The sequence below is a fragment of the Vibrio sp. Vb1574 genome (genome assembly GCF_033338675.1).
In genome coordinates this window covers 1-2461 of the sequence record NZ_JAWOTC010000091.1, presented here as the reverse complement: position 1 = coordinate 2461, position 2461 = coordinate 1, and the positions used below count along the sequence as shown (strand labels likewise).

The 2461-nt window shown below is 46.2% G+C and carries 3 protein-coding genes and 1 pseudogene; all 4 read left to right on the top strand.

Annotation, left to right across the window (positions count from 1 at the left end):
- A pseudogene (locus R7O12_RS23680) lies at window positions 1–441 on the top strand (ABC transporter ATP-binding protein); the annotation flags it as partial.
- On the top strand, window positions 438–926 hold the full coding sequence (locus R7O12_RS23675) for a TIGR02444 family protein (RefSeq protein ID WP_005458139.1): 489 nt from the start codon (window positions 438–440) through the stop codon (window positions 924–926). The pseudogene R7O12_RS23680 and the gene R7O12_RS23675, both read left to right, overlap by 4 nt.
- An 86-nt stretch (window positions 927–1012) precedes the next feature.
- Entirely contained in the window at window positions 1013–2020 is a 1008-nt protein-coding gene (locus R7O12_RS23670; RefSeq protein WP_318126474.1) for a hydrolase, read from the top strand.
- A gap of 33 nt (window positions 2021–2053) precedes the next feature.
- Window positions 2054–2266, top strand: a complete 213-nt coding sequence (locus R7O12_RS23665) for a YheU family protein (RefSeq protein ID WP_005458136.1) — start codon at window positions 2054–2056, stop codon at window positions 2264–2266.
- Window positions 2267–2461: the final 195 nt, after the last annotated feature.

The following is a 2461-nucleotide window of genomic DNA, read 5'->3' as shown; positions in this document are numbered from 1 at the left end:
ACCGATGATTTGTACTTAGTGCATGATCGCCAAGTTGCGCCATTCGATGGTGACCTAAACGACTACTACAAGTGGCTGACTGAACAACAAAAAGCCGAGCGAAAAGAAGCACAAGCGTCGCAACCAGTTAAAGATACCGCAAACAGTGCCGCTGCGAAGAAAGAGCAAAAACGTCGCGAAGCGGAATTTCGTAAACTGACGGCGCCAATTCGCAAAACCCTGACACAATTAGAAAATAAAATGGATAAGTTAGGTGTAGCACTGGCAGAGGCTGAAGAACAATTGGCGGATAACTCACTGTATGAAGCCGAAAATAAAGCTAAACTAAATGAAGTGCTGGCCCTTCAAGCTTCGAGCAAATCAGAACTTGAAGAAGTGGAAATGGAATGGATGTCTGCTCAGGAAGAACTGGAGCAGATGGAGCTAGAGTTTAACCAATGACAAACAAACACGCGGAATACACTCTTACCCTAGAACACCTTTGGCAGTTCAGCCTGCAGTTTTATGGCGTGCGAGAAGTAAAAGAAGCGTGTTTATCATTGCAAAACAATTACCACGGTAACGTGAATCTATTACTGCTGCTCCGTTGGCTCGACGAGCAGCAGCTTATCTTCCAAGAGAAAGATTGGCATTTGGTTCAAAGCTGTCTTGGCCGTAGTGAAACGCTGCTGCACTCTTTTCGCGACCTGCGACGTCATCTAAAATCCCAAGTGAACGATGCGTTGTATCGAGAAAGCCTGCAGTTTGAACTGCAACTCGAAAAGCAACAACAAGCCGATTTGGTCGACTGTATTAACTCACTTACACTGATTAAAAACGATGGCGATCCACTCACGCTCAGATACTGTCGTCAGCTTGGTGGGGAGCATTTGCAACAAGCCTTTGCTATCCCTGTGCCAAACATTCACCCACCAAAACACTCATAACGCTGTAGAATACCTATAATCTTTATAAAGGATTATATTAATAAGTTCTTCAACTGACATGAAGGACCATATAAGAGCAGTTAGGTATGACACAATTTTTCGCAGCCGCCGGGATCAAGAACCCGCACCTTCAGACCCTTTTACCGCGCTTTATTCGTAAAAAAGCGCTGTTTACGCCTATTTGGCAGACGCTGGATACCGACGATGGCGACTTCCTCGATCTCGCTTGGAGTGAAGATCCCACCAAAGAACCTGCGCAGAGCAAACCCATCTTCGTTTTGTTTCATGGCTTGGAAGGATGCTTCTACAGCCCGTATGCAAACGGCCTGATGAATGCGTTTGCGAAATCTGGTTGGTTATCGGTGATGATGCATTTTCGTGGCTGTAGCGGCAAACCGAACAAAAAAGCTCGCGCATACCATTCAGGAGAAGTAACGGACGCTCGCTTCTTTTTGGAACACCTTCATCTGCGCTTTCCAAACAATCCAAAAGTCGCCGTCGGCATCTCCCTTGGTGGCAATATGCTGGCGAACTACTTAGCCCAATACAAAGATGACCCGATTTTAAAAGCGGCCACCATCGTCTCTGCACCACTGGATTTGGCGGCTTGTGCCAATCGAATTGAGCAGGGCTTTTCCAAAGTGTATCGCCGTTACCTACTCTCTTCGCTCAAACGGAATGCTCTACAAAAACATCATTTACTGCATGGCGAATTGGCGCTGTCGTACAACTCCATCAAGCGCGTCACTCGTCTGTACGAATTTGATGACTTGATCACTGCACCTCTGCATGGTTTTAAGGATGCACAAGATTATTACGATCAATGCTCAGGACTGAGCAAGTTACAGCAGATCACCTTGCCAACTTTGATCATCCACGCCAAAGACGACCCGTTCATGACCGATGAGGTGATCCCCAAATTTGTTCTGCCAGATAACATTGATTACCGTCTGTTTGAGCACGGCGGACACGTTGGTTTTCTGACTGGTACGGCATTAAAACCAAAGTTCTGGTTAGAGGAAGCCCTGCCCGCGTACTACGAAAGTGTCGCGGCAGAGTACCTTTCAGCTGTATCCAAACCGCGAACACAGTAAACTAGCCTTTCATCATAAAAGTTTGAGGTATTTATGATCATTCCTTGGCAAGACATCGCGCCAGAAACACTGGAAAATCTAATTCGTGAGTTCGTACTACGCGAAGGCACCGACTATGGCGCGGTTGAAATTTCACTGCAAAACAAAATCGATCAAGTGAAGACGCAACTAGAAAAAGGTGAAGCCGTCATCGTGTTCTCAGAACTGCATGAAACGGTTGATATTCAACTCAAAGCAAAGTTTTAGCACGTTCACATTTTTACCGTATCCCACTCGATGACAAGTCGTTGTTACATGCTATAGTGGGTTATCGACCGTGCAGCGGTTCGCTGCTGCACTTTACAGGTACGTAATTTTCGACAAGGTTTGTCATGTCAGCTAAACACCCAATCATTGCGGTTACTGGTTCATCCGGTGCCGGTACAACCACGACGTCTGAAG

Bases quoted from the DNA above. Each gene is read 5' to 3' on its own strand.
- R7O12_RS23675 (WP_005458139.1), top strand. From the start codon at position 438: ATGACAAACAAACACGCGGAATACACTCTTACCCTAGAACACCTTTGG.
- R7O12_RS23670 (WP_318126474.1), top strand. From the start codon at position 1,013: ATGACACAATTTTTCGCAGCCGCCGGGATCAAGAACCCGCACCTTCAG.
- R7O12_RS23665 (WP_005458136.1), top strand. From the start codon at position 2,054: ATGATCATTCCTTGGCAAGACATCGCGCCAGAAACACTGGAAAATCTA.